We start from the raw sequence: 15,607 nt of genomic DNA, 5'->3' as shown, positions 1-15,607 counted from the left end.
CAATTATGATCTTGCCTGGCGAGAGAGACCTACCTGCGCGGACGGCGTCTCATTTAGGGTGTCCGGTGATCTGTATGCTGAGCGGGGGCTTACCGTACGCTCTCGGCATGAACGAACGCGTCGGCTACGCGAGATGCAGTCTGGACAAGCAGGACCTCACCGCCCAGCGCGGGATCCTGATCGGACTGGACGTCCCGGAGGACCGGATCTACCTGGACCACGGGCTGACCGGAACGAACCGCGACCGGCCCGGCCTGGCCCAGGCCCTCGCGGCGGTCCGCGCCGGCGACACCCTCGTCGTCCCCAAGCTCGACCGCCTTGCGCGCTCGGTACCCGACGCCCGCGACATCGGCGACTCCCTCACCGCCCGCGGCGTCAAGCTCTCGCTCGGCGGCACGCTCTACGACCCCGCCGACCCGATGGGCAAGATGTTCTTCAACATCCTGGCCACCTTCGCCGAGTTCGAGGTCGATCTCCTGCGCATGCGTACCCGTGAAGGCATGGCGGTGGCGCGGGCCAAGGGCAAGCTCAAGGGGAAGCAGCCCAAGCTCACCGCCCGCCAGCAGAGCCACCTGGTCCAGCAGCACCAGTCCGGCGAACACACCATCGCCGACCTCGCCGAGCTCTTCTCCGTCAGCCGCGCCACGGTCTACCGCGTCCTTGAACGCCACCAGAACGCAGCCACGCCGTCGACTCCCGGTGGGCAGTGACGTGCTGCCCTACGTCTATCAGGTCACCAAGTACGACCCCGCCGACCGCGACCAGCACGGCCACTACGCCGGCACTGAGGACACGACCAGCGACCACGGGCCGGTCGAAGACGCCTACTTGCAGGCCGCCGCCGCCTTCGCCGAGGACAGCGGCGTCGACCAGCTGGCCATCCGCGAGCCGCAGCTCGGAGGCTTCGTCCACTTCGGCCTGGAGCCACCGGTCGACGGCTACGGCCTGGCCGGCCTCTTCCCCGCCGGCCCCGCCGGGTTCCACGACGGGGCACTGGTGCCGATAGGTGTCGGCTTGGAACTCGTCCGAGCGATGCTCCGCGACAACGGCGCCTGGTGCCGCTTGGAAGCGGAGGGAGAGTTCACAGTGCACGTCGGCTGGGACCAGTACCTCTACCTCAGCAGCAGCCAGCCCTGCGAAGCCGCGCTGACCCGCACCCGAGCACTCGGCCTGTTCACGCAACGCCTGGACACATCGCCGTACGACTTCGCCCCCGACGACCCCGCATACGTGCAGCGCCCGGCCGACGCCGACTTCTGGGCCCGCCTTGGCTGGACCGTCAGCGCCCACCGCGCCACGTTCCTGGAGGAGACCTTCGCCCTCAACGCCTCCCGATGGCACCGCCTGAGCCGCGACAACATCAAGACCGTGCGCTCCCAGCTGACCCCACGCGCACAGTTGTCCGTCTGGCCGGACCTGCTCACCGACGTCGACACGGCCGTGGCCGCCCTGCCCGACGAAGGCCTAGTGGAGATCATCTGGGAGAAGGAAGACGGGCAGATCACCAGCACGGTCGTGGACGAGACCCAGTTCGAGGACGTGACCTCCCAGCTTGCCAGCGCGAGTGCTGCCGGCGTCGTATCCATGTATGCCGGTGAAGATCTCCCGCTGTTCACCGCTGTACTGCCCGACAGCGACGGGGTACTCCGCGCGCGCTGGCAGACCGAGCCGACACCCAGCGACCGGGACTGGGCGTTCTTGAAGACCCTGCGGCGCGGCCAGGTCGTCACCGGCACGGTGACGTCCATCGCCAGTTTCGGCGTCACCTTCGTGGACATCGGCGGCTTCACCGCGATGATCAACATTCCGGAGCTGTCCTGGCGTCCGATCAACCACCCGTCCGACGTCGTCAGCGTCGGCCAGGAGGTCACAGCTGAGGTCCTCGACGTCGACATGGTCTGGGAGCGAGTGCCGCTGTCTCTTCGAGCAGTGCAGGAAGACCCATGGCCGCAGGTAGCGCAGAGGATCGGCCAGGTGGTCACAGGGCTGGTCACCAAGATCGTGCCGTTCGGTGTCTTCGTCCGCATCGAAGACCGAGAGGACGGCTTCGAGGGGCTCGTGCACACCGACGAGCTGGATCAATCGCCGCAGGACGTCATCGAGGTCGGCGACGCTCTCACCGTGAAGATCATGGATGTCGATCTCGTACGGCGCCGCATTGCCCTGTCGCAGAGGCAGGCCGACCGGTGACGACGTGGATGCAGTGCTCCAGGGACGCAGCCGCGATCGGGGTCAGCTCGGAACCCTGGAGCTCGACCTGTCGGGTCACCCAGCCGCCGGCGTCGACCTCGAAGTATGGACCGCAAAGGTGCCAAGCTGCTGTTCCAGATCTTCACCGAACGCGAGGAGTGCAAGGCTACCGCGGTCGCCACGAACTCCCCGTTCACCGAGTGGGACAAGACCTTCGGGGACGCCCGCCTCTGCGCGGCCATCGCCGACCGGATCACCTTCCGCTGCACCCTCATCCAGACCGGCACCGAGTCCTACCGCTTCCAGACCACCCAGGAATCTCTCTTCCCGGCACCGAAGTGACGCTTCAGCATTGTGAATGAGCGCTTCAGCGGGCGTTCGTCGTCAGGCCGAGGCTCTTGTGTCAGTCACATGCCGCGCTCTGGGCCGTACATCGGCGCGGGGCGGTCATCGGGTGACATCGGCAGCGGTTCGAGCAGCACCGGGCCGGGGTAGAAGGCGGAGCTGTTCGGGCCGACCATGTCCTCGCCGACCAGATAGCGGTAGAGCCACTCGGAGAAGCTCATTCGGTACTCGTACCAGGATCCGTCGTGTTCCACCGCACAGATCCGGTGTCCCGTGCGGTCGGGCAGCGGGGCCAGGAAGATGTATTCGCCGCGATCGGTGTTGGTGATCGGGATCAGGCCGTCCTTCGTCCCAAACCTCACCTCCTGCAGGTTGAGGACGACGCGGATGTTCTCCTCCGGCTCCAGCCAGTGCTCCCGGTCCCAGTCGAGCCCGGCCCAGACCTGGGAAGTCTCGCGGATCTCCTTCCCGAGGTTCCAGCGCTCGGTAGCCGGATGCGAGAGATACAGGTGCCCGTTGATCTGCATCGGGGCGTAGGCATCAACAACCGCCTTGTAGTCCTCGGGGAAGTCAGTGCCGATCTCGGCTTCCAACTCGGCCCATGCATCGGGGCTGGTGAAGCGCTGTTCGCCAGGGCCGAGCATGGCGAAGACCTCAGCGAGATAGTCGCGCACCGGCTCTCCTCATCGGGTTCGGGCGTCAGGCCGCCGCGTCATCGCCACCACGAATGCTGTGGCCTGCCGTGAGGTTAACCGGGACCAGCGACATCGACTCAGCCGGGCAAGCTCGAATGGACTGGGAAGCAGGGCCCACGACCGAGCGCCCGGCCCGCCCGCTGAAGCGTCGGGACCATCCAACTGCTTTGACAAAGGCATTGAGAAGCCCGCATGGCTGTCCTGGCCCCGCTTCGGACTGCTCTACGGCATCCGGCCCCGGGGCACGGCCAGGTGCGAGCCCCGGGCCGCATCTTGTCAGGGAGGCAGCCCCAGGGCCCGCACCCACAAGCTATCGACACTCCTGCGGTGGCATCCCCCGGACACTCCACCCCAACCGGCAGGTCACCCGATCAGTGGCTCCCGAACTCGCCGAAACGGTGCCCGTTCCCACCGAAAACCACGGAGCACTGTCGAGTACATCCCCGCCACGAACAGCCCAACCCTGGTACCCATCGCCACCGAAGACGTGGTCTCAATATGACCCGACTAAATCAGCAGTACGTCAGATCGACTACTGAAAGCTACTTGTCACTTCGTGGCAGCTTCGGGAGTGCAGGGCCGTCATCCATGCTGTCCTGTCGCGTTGAAGGTGTCGGATTCCCACCCGTTCTCGTTCGTTCTGTCGGATTCTCACTGCGGTGCGTGCTGAGCGGCGGCGTTTGCTTCGTTCGTGGGGTTTGATCTCACTTCGCGGGTCTCGTTCTCACTGCACCTGTCACGGCCGCTTTCGGCATGTACGTGAGTGCTGGGGGTCGCGGTGGTGTGAGCTTGTGACAAGATCGCGGGATGCTGCGACTCACCGATTTCATTATCGACTGCCCGGACACGATGAAGCTGGCTGCTTTCTACTCCGAGGTGACGGGCCGTCCGCTCAAGGAAGGCAGCTCCGAGGACTGGGCTGGCATCCAGTTCGGCGAGATCGAGCTGGCATTCATCCGGGTGGACGACTACCGCGCTCCGCAGTGGCCCGACAGCGAGCACCCCAAGCAGTTCCACCTCGACTTCGAAGTGGACGAGATCGAGTCCGAGCAGCGCCGCGTCCTCGACCTCGGCGCGACGCTAAGGCAGGGCTTCATCGGCCCCAACGGCTACGGCTGGCAGGTCTACACCGACCCGATCGGCCACCCCTTCTGCCTGTGCCGCAACAAGGGCGTCATCTGGACCGACCAGGGCCCGATCTGGCCCAAGCGCGACTAATTAGATTCCGGTCATGGAGGACAGCGACATCACGATCAAGCTCGCCCCCGACGAGGCCTGGTCCTCTCGGACTGGCTGGAGCGAGTACGGATGACAGATCTCAGCCGCCTGGTCGTCGATCCGGCCGCCTGGGCCCCGATCCACAAGATCGTGGGAACACTGGACAAAGCGCTCCCTGGAAACTTCGCCGCCGACTACGCCGAACGTCTGGAAGCGGCCCGGCACCGTCTCCGGACGGCCACGGGCAGCCTTACCGAAGAGCGAGACGGCTGAGCTGCCCTCGCCCACCACCAGCGCGCTTCCGTGAAGGCCATGTCGTTTGAGAACACCGGCCTGCGGCGTTCTCAAACGACATGGCAACCCAGCAGGTCAGCGGCCCACGATCTGTCAGCTGCACTGCGACAGGACACATGCAGCCGACTCCGGAACTGACACCGGCCCTCGCGCCCGGTCCAGCCGCGAGCATCACCCTGCGCTACATGTCCGTTTGCCGTAGCTATACGAGAACAGGGCCGTGTTGACGCAGCAGCTCCAGGGCACGACCACGGCGATTCATGGCAGGACCGTAACAGCCAGAAACGATCTCGATAACAGCGAGGTCGCGCAGCGCTCAACCTGTAGGAACTCTGTCTGCGACGCTGACCTGCAGCCCGTTTAGTGCTGGGGTCTAGCCGAAGTGCAGACCGTGATCCTTTTCGGCCCCGGCTACTGAGCGCTACTTGTCACTTCGCGGCAGCTTCGGGAGCACAGGGCCTTCAACATCCTCGCCACCTTCGCCGAGTTCGAGGTCGACCTCCTGCGTATGCGAACCCGAGAAGGCATGGCCGTCGCCCGAGCGAAGGGCAAGCTCAAGGGCAAGCAGCCCAAGCTCAGCTCCCGGCAGCAGGCCCACCTTGTCCAGCTCCACCAGGCCGGCGAGCACACCATCGCCGACCTCGCGGAGCTGTTCTCCGTCAGCCGGCCGACGATGTACCGCGTCTTGGAGCGCGCCCGTACCAACACATGAACCCACAGCTCACGGGGTCAATCAGCCACCGTTTGGGGCTGGTGACACGTTCGTTAACGGCACCCCTAGCGGGCCACCTCGCGGGTGGTGGTGGCGTCGCTGCGGTAGACGGTGATCAGGACCGCCCACTGGGAGACGGTCACGCCGTGCTCGGCCAGTTGCTTCTCGAAGCGGCCGTGGACCTCATCGGAGAGACGGCGAAGCCAGTACCCGAGGTGGTCGCGCAGACTGCTGGTTGGTGCTGTCACTCCTCCACCCTGCATGTCGAAACAACGTCGGGCCAGGCCACGGACGGTGATGTCGTCATGACCGGGGCTCCTCAGGGCTGCGGTCGGGTGGCGGGGATCAGGCATTCGATGAGGTAGTCGCCGGTGTCGGGATCGGTGACGACGCCGTGGGCCTCGCTGCCGAAGCCGGGGAAGGCACGGTCGAAGGACTCAAGGGCGGTGAGGTAGCGCAGCAGCGGGCCGTCGTGGGCGCCGAGTGATTCCCCGGGCATGAGGACCGGGATGCCGGGCGGGGTGACGGTGACCATCGCGGCGGCGGTCCGTCCGGCGGCGTCGGCGAGGCGGACGCGTTCGGTGCCCCCGCGGACGAGTTGCTGGTAGCAGTGCCGGGGCGGGTGGACCGGGGTGGGCAGGTTCCGGAAGGCCTCGTCGAGGGACTGGACGAACGCGCCGTCGGTGAGGTGGCGGTGCATCCGAGCGCACAGCTCGCGCAGGCCGATGTCCCGGTAGTGGCGGGGGTGGTTCCGGGTGAGGTCGGGCAGCACCTGGTGGAGCGGGGCGTCCTCGTCGTAGAGGGCCTTGAAGTCCATCAGGCCGTCCATGAGCGTGCCCCACTTGCCCTTGGTGATGCCCATGGAGAAGAGGACGAGGGTGCTGTAGCTGTCGGTCTTCTCCACGACGATGCCGCGGTCGGCCAGGTACTCGGTCAGGATGCGCGCCGGGATTCCCCAGGGCTCGGTCCGGCCGGTGGCGGTGACGCCCGGGCAGGTGATGGTCACCTTGATCGGGTCGAGGAGGCTGTAGCCGTCGGTCAGACCGTCGAAGCCGTGCCAGGCGGCGCCCGGTTCGAGTTGCCAGCATGAGGGCTCGGTGACGAGCAGGGACACCGGTGCGTCGGCGAACGCCATGGTGGTGCCGGTGTCGGGTTCGGTGACCGTCTCGGGCTGCCAGATGCCGAAGAACCAGCCGGGCCGGTCGCCGGCGGTGGCGATCCGGCGCCCGGTGCGCACGACGGCCTGGCGGAATCGGACGGCCTCGGTGACGACCTCGTCGATGAGCCAGCGGCCCTGGGGCCCGTCCATCATGGCGGTCGCCACGTCGAGGGAGGCGATGGCGGGGTAGAACGCCGAGGTGGTGCCGTGCATCATGAACGCCTCGTTGAAGCGGTGGTGCTCGACGGGCGCGCGGGGCGAGGGGCGGACATGGACCATGGCGCACTGCGAGAGGGCGGCGAGCAACTTGTGCGTGGAGTGGGTGGCGAAGACGGTCGGCCGCTGCGGCTCCGGGAAGGTGTCCGGGCCGACGGCCATGCCGTACCGGCCCCGGTAGAGCGGGTGGAAGCGGGCGTAGGCGATCCACGCCTCGTCGAAGTGCAGGCGCGGCGTGCTGGGCGAGAGGGCCCGAGCCGTGGCGAGGGTGTCGTAGCACAGGCCGTCGTAGGTGGAGTTGGTGATGACGGCGTACTGCGGCTGCGGTGAGAGGGCGTCGGCGGTCAGCGGATTGGCGGCGATCCGGGCCGCGACGGCCTCGGCGTCGATGGCGGCGGGGGGCAGCGGTCCGGCGAGGCCGTAGCCGTTGCGGGTGGGCACCAGGTAGACCGGCCGGGCGCCGGTGACGACCAGGCCGTGCAGGACGGACTTGTGGCAGTTGCGGTCGACCAGGGCGATCTCGTCCGAGGTGACGCTGTAGTGGCCGACCATGCGGTTGCAGGTGGAGTCGCCGTGCAGGACGAAGTAGGTGCGCTCCGCGCCGAAGACCCGGGCCGCGTTGCGTTCGGCCTCGCCGATCGGGCCGGAGTGCTCGTAGAGGGACCCGAGCTCACCGACCGAGATGGACAGGTCGGTGCGCAGCAGCCGCTCGCCGTAGTAGTCGAAGAAGGCGCGGCCGGCCGCCGACTTGAGGAAGGCCACGCCGCCGGAGTGCGCCGGGGTGTGCCAGGAGTACTCGTGGGCGTCGTCGAAGTGCCGCAGGGCGCTGAAGAACGGCGGCAGGACATCGCGCTGGTAGGCGGCGGCAGCAGCCGCGACCCGTCCGGCGATGAAAGGGGGCGTGTCCTCCAGCGGCCAGATGTAGCCGATGACGGCCTCGGCGACCCACAGCGGAAGGTGCTCCAGGTCATGGTCGGAGCCGTCCGCCATGAGCAGGAAGACCGGCAGGTCCTTGAACCGGTGCCGGATGCGGTCCAGCACCTCGGCCCCACCGGTGGGCAGTTCGACCCCGCTCTCCGAGGCACCGGCGTCCCCACTGTCACCGGGCGGGCGCGGCAGGCCCCACGCCACGACCGCGGCGGCCAGACCGGCCTCGATCTGAAGCGTCGCCGTGGCGTCCCTGCTGTCACCGGCCCAGCGCAACTCCAGGCCGCGGTCTTCCAGTTCCTTGCCGATCCGGCGCATCTGTTCGGCGCTCACGCCGGCGGCGAGGGGGTCGTTGCGCAGTGCCAGCAGGACGGTGCCGTTCGCCATCGTGGTCCCCTGCCTCGTGGTGCGTGCCCGCGCAGGCGCGGAGCAATGGGTGTGTGCGGGAGCACGCGGGCCCGCTGCTCGGGTGCGGGTGCGGGTGCGGGTGCGGGTGCGGGTGCGGGTGCGGTGACATCTTCGCCCGGTGCCGGGGGCGGACGGTGCCCCTTCCCGGGGATTCATCCGAACGGGGCACGGGCGTGGGAAACCCCCACGGTTCGTAGCCGCACACGACGGACGCCCGCGGGTTCGGGACCCGCGGGCGTCCTGGGTACCTCAGCGGTGCCGCGTCAGCGGCGGGCGCCCCGACGGCGGGCGATCACCAGCGCGCCTCCGCCGACGGCGAGCAGCGCGGCCCCACCAGCGCCGTAGACGATCATCTGGCTGCTGTTGCCACCCGTGCTGGCCAGGGTGCTGTCCGGCGTGGTCGAGACCGGATTGGCGGTCGGCTTGCCGACCGGGCCGGTCGTGTCCGCCGGGGCGGACGGCGCCGGCACGGCCGGGGTGGTCGACGGGGTGCCGCTGGACGGCGTCCCGGTGGTGGCCGGCCCCGACGGCTTGGCGGTGGTGGAGGGCGAGGCGGTGGCGGTGGCCGAAGGCGTCGTCGTGGCGGTGGGCGTCCCGGTCGGGTGCGGGGTCGCGGTGGCCGTGGGCGACGCCGAGGAGGTCGGCACCGGGACGGTCGGCGTGCCGGTCGGGGTCGGCACGCAGGCCTTGCCGCCGTTCCAGGCCGAGATCAGGTTGTCCGAGTAGACGCCGTCCGGGTACCTCGGCGCGGGGTTGGCGACGCCGTCGAACTTCTTGTCGCCGTTGTACAGGTCGATCTGGCCGTAGCACTTCGGCAGGTGGGCGGAGACGTCCAGGGTCGCCTGGCGGTTCCCGCTGCGCAGCGTCGTGGTCGCCCAGCCGAGGAAGGTCTGCTTGCCCGAGGTGGCCCAGGTCGGCCCCTCGGTGTCGTAGGAGGCCAGCGAGATCCGGTAGTCGCAGCCCTCCACGACGTCGCCGGCCAGGCGGACCTGGATGACGCCGTGCGGCTGGGACATCCGGCCGTCGGAGATCCAGCCCTTGCCGCCGTCGACGGAGAACTGGACGCCGACGGTGCCGCACCCGTGCTCGGCCTGGGCCTGGGCGGCGCCGGCGGTGAGCAGCGGAGCGCCGACGGCTATGCCGAGGGCGGCGAGGGCCGGAAGGCTCCGGCGCAGGAGTTGGTGCACGAGGAAGCTCCCTAGGGGTTGTACACGGTTCGGGTGGGACTCGCCGCTCGCCTGGTGGCGATCCGGACGGGCCGTCACCGGAACTGAGCGGACGTGAAACCGTGACCGTACCCGATGGCCCGGCAGCCCCGGGCCCCAGGTGTCAGCAGTTACCGCCGCAGCCCGACAGGTGGACGCCGAGCCGCGAACAAGGTCGGCCGCCGGGATCAGGCGAGACCGCGCTGTTCCGGGGCGTCTTCTCCAAGGACTCCCCGAAGCTGGGCCGGCCGAGGCTTCGGCTGATGACCGGACTTGCCCGCGGCCGGACCGAGCGCGACGTCGGCGGCCTGGACGGAACGCCCGGGCCGTTGGTGCCCGGCAGAGCGGCCGTTCCAGAGATGCGGTATTCGGGGCGGTTCCCGCAGCGTCGCCCGCGCGGGCGGCGTCGGGGGAAGTGGATTCGCGCTGTTCTGCCCGGCGGCGGCCTCCAGCCCCGCTGCCCCCACCGGTACGTCCCGTGCCCCGTCCTGGGGTTGCCGTCGAGGCAACCGGACCGTGGCGACCGATGTGCCGTCAGTTCGACACCGCCGGGCGCAGCCTGACCGCCGTGGCCTCCCCCGAGGCGGCACGTCACCTCCTGGACGGTCGGCCTGACGGCCCCCACCCACACCCCGTCCCCGCACGGGGACGGCGCCCGGGGCGGCGGCGAGACGGCATGGTGGGCGGCCGCGGTCGGAGCCCGGCCGTCAGGACAGCGGGCCGGCCAGCAGCCCGGCGGCCAGGTCGTGCAGTTCGGCCACCAATTCCTTCGTCAGCCCGCCGCGGTGCTCCTGTTGGTCCTCCGCGCGGTACAGCCATCCGCGGACCGGCCACAGTGGCGAGCCGGGGTCATCGGCGGAGCACAGCTCAAAGCCGATCCGCTCGGCCGCTGCCAGCGGATCGAGACGGCCGTCCACCAGGTCCCTGAGGCAGTACCGGGCAAGCGCCAGGTCGCGGCCCTCAAGGGTGGTGGGCAGCCGCAGCGCAGGCCAGAGTTCCTGCTCCACCTCGGCCAGCAGCCGGCGCGTCTCCAGGACCTCCCCGTCGGACAGCACGCCGAGCTCCCACAGACTCGGGGTGTCCGCCCCGCCGGCCAGCGCCGCCCAGGCAGCCTCCACCGCCTGGGCGACCGACTCCGGACAACCGTCGGTACGTCGCTCCAGCAGCACCCGGCGCAACGGCTCCAGCGCCTCGTCCAACTCCATCGCGCGAGCGTAACCACCCACTGCAGCCCGGAGCGACACGTTTTGATCCGACGGCAGCCGGCGCCCTGCGCCGGCACGGCATCGCCGCACACCCTCGCGGCAGCCTCCACCCCCCCGGCCACCGACCAGGATCCCCACCGACCACTGGACCCGCACCTTCCTCCCCGCCTGGCGCCACGGCCTCCTCGACTGCATCACGATGCCGGGTCCGCCGACGATGACCAGTTCGCCGGGTCGGCCACCAGGGCGGCCAACTCGCCCTGCGTCCGCGCCGAAAGGGCGCTCTCCGCTCCGGCGTCGAGCTCCTCCGAGGTGCCGGCCGTCACCGCCGGCGAGCCGTAGGGCGTCTACGGCGCGGTCACGATCCCGTGTGACGCCCGCAGTTCGGGCAGATCCCTCGACCGGGCGGCCACGCTAGCGAAGCAGAAGCAGGGGTCTTCCGTCGTGGGCACGGGAGAACCCGCTCAGGCCACGATCGCAGTCTGCAGCTCGAACCCGAGGGCGGTCAGGGCCTCCTCGGCGGCCTGCTGGTCCTGCTCGTAGCTGCCGCCGGAGATACCGAGTCCCCCGAGGCACCGGCCGTTCTCGACGATCGGGTAGCCGCCGCCGACCGCCATCAGGCGCGGGTGTCCGGCGAGCGGCGAGAGCCGCGGGTTGGCGAGGTGGTCGTTCCACGTGTGGGTGGGGGTCTGGAAGGAGGCCGCGGTCCAGGCCTTGTCGAGCGCGACCTCGGCCGTGAGGAAGAGCGCGTCGTCGGCGCGGTCGAACGCTTTCAGGTGTCCGCCCGGGTCGGTGACGGCGACGGCGGCCGTGAAACCGATCCGGGCAGCGGCGGTGTGCACCGCCGCGATGAGCGCGCCGGCGGCTGCTCGGGTGATCGTGGAGGCGGGGGCTGACTTCTGGAGGATGTCAGTGCTCATGGGAGGTTTCCTCAGGGACTGGGCGGTGTTGGTGACGCTGCGACGGCCGGGGGCCGGTCACCGCAGCGGTGAGGCCGGGGTGGGGATCACGCGGGTGACGACGGACTTCTCCGGAATCAGAAGGCCGTGGACGACCGGACCGATCTCGTTCTTCCAGCGGTCGTGCTGGTAGACCGCCGCGTACAGGGCCTCGCTCTGGGCCTCGTCCTCGAAGCGGCGGATCCAGACGTAGCCGTCCTCGTCCTGGGCGTCGACGAAGGAGGCGGTCACGTCCATGCCCAGCGAGGCCTGGAACGGGATGACCACGTCCTCCATGTAGCACACCCACTCCTCGCGGCGTCCGGCCCGGACCTGGTAGCGGCGGATCTCGTAGTACACGGCCTGCTCCGAACTTCTTGTGGTGATGGTCAGTTGGTAACGGTCAGGACGAGCTTGCCGCGGGTGCGGCCGGCCTCGCCGCGGGCGTGGGCCGTACCGGCCTGCTCCAGTGGGAAGGTCTCCTCCACCTCGACAGCGACCTCGCCGGCGTCGATCAGGCCGGCGATCGCGGCCAGCGCCGTACCGTCCGGCTCCACCAGGAACGGGGTCACCCGCACGCCCGTCGCCTCAGCCGCCTGCGCCAGCTCCGCGGAGACGCCGGCCGGGATCGCGACCAGCAGGCCGCCGGGGCGCAGGACCTTCAGCGAGCGGGTGCTGGTCTGGTCGTGGGCGTCGCCCACGAGGTCGATGACGACGTCGACGTCCGCGACGGCGTCCTCGAAGCGGGTCGTGGTGTAGTCGATGCTCTCGCCGGCGCCGAGTTCCTTGAGCCAGGGGTGGCGGGCGGCGCTGGCGGTGGCGATCACGTGGGCGCCCAGGTGGCGGGCGAACTGGACCGCGAAGTGGCCGACGCCACCGGCGGCGGCGGTGATCAGGACACGCTGGCCGGCCTGCACCTGGGCGGTGTCGACCACGGCCTGCCAGGCCGTCAGCGCGGCCAGGGGTACGGCAGCGGCGTGCACGTGGTCGATGGTGGCCGGCTTGCGGGCCCACTGGCGGGCCGGGGCGGTCACGTACTCGGCGTAGGCATTGGCGACGCGCGGGAACCACGGCATTCCGTACACCTCGTCGCCGGCCTTCAGCGTGGTCACACCGAAGCCGACCTCCTCCACCACACCGGACACGTCCCAGCCGAGGGTGAACGGCGGCTCGCCCAGCAGGCCGGCCATGCCGGTGCCGCCGCGGGTCTTCCAGTCCACCGGGTTGATCCCGGCCGCGTGCACCCGCACCAGCACCTCGGTCGGCAGCGGCACCGGGCGCGGCACCCGCTCGATCCGCAGCACCTCCGGCCCGCCGAAACCGTCCTGGACCACCGCGCGCATCATGTCTGCGGACATGCGTCATCTCCTGAAAGAGCACTCTGCGGAGGGCCGTCGGCGGCCCTCCCTCGACGTCGGCGACGCTATCCCCGTGGGTATGGTTACCTTCAAGGTCTAGTACTTCCCATCGGGAAGTAACCTGGTGAGGATGGTGATCATGACGACCACATGCCCCAGCGGCCAGCACTCGCACCACGACGTCTACGCCGCCCAGTGCCCCTGCCGCGCCCTGCTGGACCTGCTCGCCAACAAATGGTCCGCCCTCGCCATCGGCGCCCTCGAAGACGGCCCCCAGCGCTTCGGCGAACTCCAGCGCAAGCTCCAGGGCGTCAGCCCCAAGGTGCTGACCCAGACCCTGCGCCGCCTGGAGGACTTCGGCATCCTCGACCGCACCGTCTACCCCGCCGTCCCGCTGCACGTCGAGTACTCCCTCACCGCGCTCGGCCGGAGCGCCGCGATCCCGCTCAACGCACTCCGCTCATGGGTCGAGGACAACATCGACCGCGCCTACCGGCCGGAGCCGGTCGCGCCCTGAGGCCGTCACCTCCGTGCGCCAGAGCAGCGCCTCTCGTGCGGACCTTGCCCGAGGACCTGCGGGACACCAGCACGGTCCTCGGCGCTTCGGTGCCGACTCGGGAGAACGACGGCCCGGGCCCCGCGTGTGTGAGTACCCGGGCGTCGTCCCCGCCGGCTGTCGGAACGGGCAGTCCGTCAGCGGATGGCCCGGTGCCTCGGCCGAGGACCGCACATGAGATGGCTCGGACCGCAAATGCCGTGAATGGTCCTCGGGTCCCTGCCGCGACGGCGGCCACTCCTATGGTTGGTCGAAAGGCAGCCAAGGCGGTCCTGGAGGCAGCGGTGAGGGTCGTGTTCGTGCACGGGGCGTGCGTGCGGGACGGGTCGTGGTGGTGGCATCGCACTGCCGAGTTGCTGCGGGAGCGAGGGATGCGGAGCGTGGCGCCGGCGCTGCCGAGCTGTGGTGAGGCGGGCCTTCCCGGGGGCCGCGGCGGTCCGGGGCTTGCCGAGGACGTCGCGGCGGTGCGGCAGGTGCTGCTGGACGGCGATGAACCCACTGTTGTGGTCGCCCACAGCTACGGTGGCATCATCACTGCGGAAGCCGCCGCGGGCGTCGGGGCGGTCCGCCACCTGGTGCTGATCTCCAGCTACCTGCCCGAGGTCGGGCAGAGCCTGTCGGAGTTCGGGGACGGCAGCCCCGCCCCGTTCCTCGACGTCGACTCCGGCGCCGGCACCTTCGGGGTTCGCTCCGGGCTACTCGTGGACACCTTCCTGCAGGACTGCGACCCCGAGATCCAGGCGCAGGCGGCGGACCACCTCGCCCGGCAGAGCGTGCAGGTGACCGGGCAGCCGGTCCGGGCGGCCGCATGGCATCAGGTGCCCTCGACCTACCTCGTCTGCGCCCAGGACCGGGGCACCCCGCCACGCCTGCAGCGCGAGTTCGCCCGCCGAGCCAGCAGCGTTGTCGAACTCGACGCCGGCCACCACCCGTTCCTGTCCCAGCCCGACACAGTCCGGGACCTGCTGCTGAGCCTGTGATTGGCAGCGACAAGATCGTTCACAGGGAGGACGGCGTAGTCGCCGCAGTGCGGGGGGCTGCCCACCGAGGGAACTGTGCGGTGGGACAGCGCCGTCAGCGGCGTCACCCCCCTGGCGGACGGCACCTGTCGGCTGCTCTTCGGTGACGGCACCGCTGAGGACTTCGACCTGGTGGTCGGTGCCGACGGCGCCTGCACGGCCGCCCGGCGCCGACTACGACGACGCTCCACCCATGGCCAGCGCGGTTCGCGCCAGCCCGCGCAGCCAGGCGTGGGCGGGATCGGTGTCGTAGCGCTGATGCCACGACAGGTACACCGGTGCCGACGGCAGTTCGAGTGGCAGGGGGAGCACGACCAGGCCGAGGTCGGCGACGGCGGAGCGCGTGGTGGCTTCGGGGACGCTGATCAGGAGATCGGAGCCGCGCGCGAACTCCAGAGCGGCCGCTTCCGTGGGCGCGCTCGCCACCACGCGGCGGGTGAGGCCGAGCCGGGCGAGGGCGTCGTCGACGACATTGCCGAGGTTTCCACGTCGCGAGACGGTGACGTGCTCAGCGGCGGCGTACCGCTCTACGGTGACGGTCCGGCGGCGGGTGAGGGGGTGTCCCTGCCTCACGACGATGACGAGGCGGGTCTCGCCCACGTTCTCGGCACGGATGTCCGGTGCGCTCGGCCGGTTGGCGTTCGCCTCCAGATCGACCTCGGCGCGCCGCAGCTCGGGGGTGTCGACGCTCGATTCCGCGACGAAGCGCAATCGCACGCCCGGCGCTTCCTCATGCACGGCCGAGAGCAGTGCGGGGCCGCTCAAGGCAACCAGGGAATCGTGCCAGCGGAGTGTGAAGGTGCGCTCCAACGTTGCCAGATCGAGTTCACGGCTCGGCGCCAGCACTCCTTGGACCTGGTGCAGCAGCTCGTGCACCCGTTCCCGGACGGCGATCGCGTACGGCGTCGGGGTCATTGTCCGGCCGGTGCGCACCAGGATCTGGTCCCCGGTGGTGCGCCGGATCCGGCCCAGGCTCCGGCTCATCGCGGGGGCGGTGACATGCAGGCGCGCGGCCGCCCCGGCCACACTGCCCTCCTCCAGCAGCGCGTCGAGCGCGGCCAGCAGATTCAAATCCAATTGCATGTGAGTAATCCTAGGCGTGCTTTACATGCATTTGAAGTTAATCAACGGGCTGGATACCTTCGAGACCAGCGCACCGAAC

16 protein-coding genes and 1 pseudogene are annotated in these 15,607 nt (G+C 69.8%); 8 read left to right on the top strand and 9 right to left on the bottom strand.

The features are described from left to right. Positions 1-107 precede the first annotated feature (107 nt). From BOQ63_RS05155 to BOQ63_RS05145, 3 genes are all read left to right on the top strand, one after another. Positions 108-710 (top strand): recombinase family protein, encoded by a 603-nt coding sequence (locus tag BOQ63_RS05155; protein WP_072653526.1) that lies wholly within the window; start codon positions 108-110, stop codon positions 708-710. 1 nt (position 711) lies between these two features. Next, positions 712-2,190, top strand: a complete 1,479-nt coding sequence (locus tag BOQ63_RS05150; protein ID WP_072653525.1) for a S1 RNA-binding domain-containing protein — start codon at positions 712-714, stop codon at positions 2,188-2,190. Positions 2,191-2,295: 105 nt separating this feature from the next. Beyond that, entirely contained in the window at positions 2,296-2,532 is a 237-nt protein-coding gene (locus tag BOQ63_RS05145) for an ATP-binding protein (RefSeq protein ID WP_072653524.1), read from the top strand. A 65-nt stretch (positions 2,533-2,597) separates the two neighbouring features. Here BOQ63_RS05145 and BOQ63_RS05140 read toward each other — a convergent pair whose 3' ends face one another. Beyond that, complete coding sequence (locus BOQ63_RS05140; protein ID WP_167395655.1) at positions 2,598-3,209, bottom strand: SMI1/KNR4 family protein; 612 nt, start codon at positions 3,207-3,209, stop codon at positions 2,598-2,600. 828 nt (positions 3,210-4,037) lie between these two features. Between BOQ63_RS05140 and BOQ63_RS05135 the strand changes: the two genes are divergently transcribed. The 3 genes and pseudogenes from BOQ63_RS05135 to BOQ63_RS05125 form a co-directional block, all read left to right on the top strand. After that, complete coding sequence (locus tag BOQ63_RS05135; RefSeq protein ID WP_072653523.1) at positions 4,038-4,448, top strand: VOC family protein; 411 nt, start codon at positions 4,038-4,040, stop codon at positions 4,446-4,448. A 90-nt stretch (positions 4,449-4,538) separates the two neighbouring features. Beyond that, positions 4,539-4,721 (top strand): hypothetical protein, encoded by a 183-nt coding sequence (locus BOQ63_RS05130; protein ID WP_360329306.1) that lies wholly within the window; start codon positions 4,539-4,541, stop codon positions 4,719-4,721. A 481-nt stretch (positions 4,722-5,202) separates the two neighbouring features. Further along, positions 5,203-5,454 (top strand): annotated as a pseudogene (locus tag BOQ63_RS05125) (helix-turn-helix domain-containing protein); the annotation flags it as partial. Positions 5,455-5,519: 65 nt separating this feature from the next. On the opposite strand, the gene BOQ63_RS05120 reads toward BOQ63_RS05125, so the two are convergent. The 7 genes from BOQ63_RS05120 to BOQ63_RS05090 all read right to left on the bottom strand — a co-directional run bounded on the left by BOQ63_RS05120 (position 5,520) and on the right by BOQ63_RS05090 (position 12,870). Further along, positions 5,520-5,702: a MarR family winged helix-turn-helix transcriptional regulator gene (locus BOQ63_RS05120; protein ID WP_072653522.1), complete on the bottom strand. Its 183-nt coding sequence runs from the start codon at positions 5,700-5,702 to the stop codon at positions 5,520-5,522. 71 nt (positions 5,703-5,773) lie between these two features. Beyond that, on the bottom strand, positions 5,774-8,143 hold the full coding sequence (locus BOQ63_RS05115) for an Orn/Lys/Arg family decarboxylase (protein WP_072653521.1): 2,370 nt from the start codon (positions 8,141-8,143) through the stop codon (positions 5,774-5,776). A gap of 284 nt (positions 8,144-8,427) precedes the next feature. Then, entirely contained in the window at positions 8,428-9,351 is a 924-nt protein-coding gene (locus BOQ63_RS05110; RefSeq protein ID WP_046385938.1) for a hypothetical protein, read from the bottom strand. A gap of 725 nt (positions 9,352-10,076) precedes the next feature. Beyond that, the gene (locus BOQ63_RS05105) at positions 10,077-10,574 is read right to left on the bottom strand and encodes a hypothetical protein (protein ID WP_030557736.1); all 498 of its coding nucleotides are present in this window, start codon (positions 10,572-10,574) and stop codon (positions 10,077-10,079) included. A 464-nt stretch (positions 10,575-11,038) separates the two neighbouring features. Further along, positions 11,039-11,494 carry a GlcG/HbpS family heme-binding protein gene (locus BOQ63_RS05100; RefSeq protein WP_072653520.1) on the bottom strand — a complete coding sequence of 152 codons (456 nt, stop codon included), beginning with the start codon at positions 11,492-11,494 and terminating at the stop codon, positions 11,039-11,041. Between the two features lie 57 nt (positions 11,495-11,551). After that, complete coding sequence (locus BOQ63_RS05095; protein ID WP_030557734.1) at positions 11,552-11,872, bottom strand: NIPSNAP family protein; 321 nt, start codon at positions 11,870-11,872, stop codon at positions 11,552-11,554. 29 nt (positions 11,873-11,901) lie between these two features. Further along, positions 11,902-12,870 (bottom strand): NADP-dependent oxidoreductase, encoded by a 969-nt coding sequence (locus BOQ63_RS05090; protein WP_072653519.1) that lies wholly within the window; start codon positions 12,868-12,870, stop codon positions 11,902-11,904. Between the two features lie 139 nt (positions 12,871-13,009). Here BOQ63_RS05090 and BOQ63_RS05085 point away from each other — a divergent pair, with 139 nt between their 5' ends. Further along, complete coding sequence (locus BOQ63_RS05085; RefSeq protein ID WP_072653871.1) at positions 13,010-13,387, top strand: winged helix-turn-helix transcriptional regulator; 378 nt, start codon at positions 13,010-13,012, stop codon at positions 13,385-13,387. Positions 13,388-13,710: 323 nt separating this feature from the next. After that, the gene (locus BOQ63_RS05080) at positions 13,711-14,406 is read left to right on the top strand and encodes an alpha/beta fold hydrolase (protein WP_072653518.1); all 696 of its coding nucleotides are present in this window, start codon (positions 13,711-13,713) and stop codon (positions 14,404-14,406) included. Between the two features lie 213 nt (positions 14,407-14,619). Here the strand turns inward: BOQ63_RS05080 and BOQ63_RS05075 are convergent, their stop codons facing one another. Further along, positions 14,620-15,528, bottom strand: a complete 909-nt coding sequence (locus BOQ63_RS05075) for a LysR family transcriptional regulator (protein WP_072653517.1) — start codon at positions 15,526-15,528, stop codon at positions 14,620-14,622. Positions 15,529-15,607: the final 79 nt, after the last annotated feature.

This window comes from Streptomyces viridifaciens (genome assembly GCF_001888885.2).
Taxonomy (GTDB): domain Bacteria; phylum Actinomycetota; class Actinomycetes; order Streptomycetales; family Streptomycetaceae; genus Kitasatospora; species Kitasatospora aureofaciens.
Note: the sequence above shows the minus strand (reverse complement) of the source record. Positions and strands in the feature narration are given on the sequence as shown.

Bases quoted from the DNA above. Each gene is read 5' to 3' on its own strand.
- BOQ63_RS05115 (WP_072653521.1), bottom strand. From the start codon at position 8,143: ATGGCGAACGGCACCGTCCTGCTGGCACTGCGCAACGACCCCCTCGCC.
- BOQ63_RS05145 (WP_072653524.1), top strand. From the start codon at position 2,296: ATGGACCGCAAAGGTGCCAAGCTGCTGTTCCAGATCTTCACCGAACGC.
- BOQ63_RS05085 (WP_072653871.1), top strand. From the start codon at position 13,010: ATGACGACCACATGCCCCAGCGGCCAGCACTCGCACCACGACGTCTAC.
- BOQ63_RS05105 (WP_030557736.1), bottom strand. From the start codon at position 10,574: ATGGAGTTGGACGAGGCGCTGGAGCCGTTGCGCCGGGTGCTGCTGGAG.
- BOQ63_RS05100 (WP_072653520.1), bottom strand. From the start codon at position 11,494: ATGAGCACTGACATCCTCCAGAAGTCAGCCCCCGCCTCCACGATCACC.
- BOQ63_RS05090 (WP_072653519.1), bottom strand. From the start codon at position 12,870: ATGTCCGCAGACATGATGCGCGCGGTGGTCCAGGACGGTTTCGGCGGG.
- BOQ63_RS05075 (WP_072653517.1), bottom strand. From the start codon at position 15,528: ATGCAATTGGATTTGAATCTGCTGGCCGCGCTCGACGCGCTGCTGGAG.
- BOQ63_RS05130 (WP_360329306.1), top strand. From the start codon at position 4,539: ATGACAGATCTCAGCCGCCTGGTCGTCGATCCGGCCGCCTGGGCCCCG.
- BOQ63_RS05135 (WP_072653523.1), top strand. From the start codon at position 4,038: ATGCTGCGACTCACCGATTTCATTATCGACTGCCCGGACACGATGAAG.
- BOQ63_RS05155 (WP_072653526.1), top strand. From the start codon at position 108: ATGAACGAACGCGTCGGCTACGCGAGATGCAGTCTGGACAAGCAGGAC.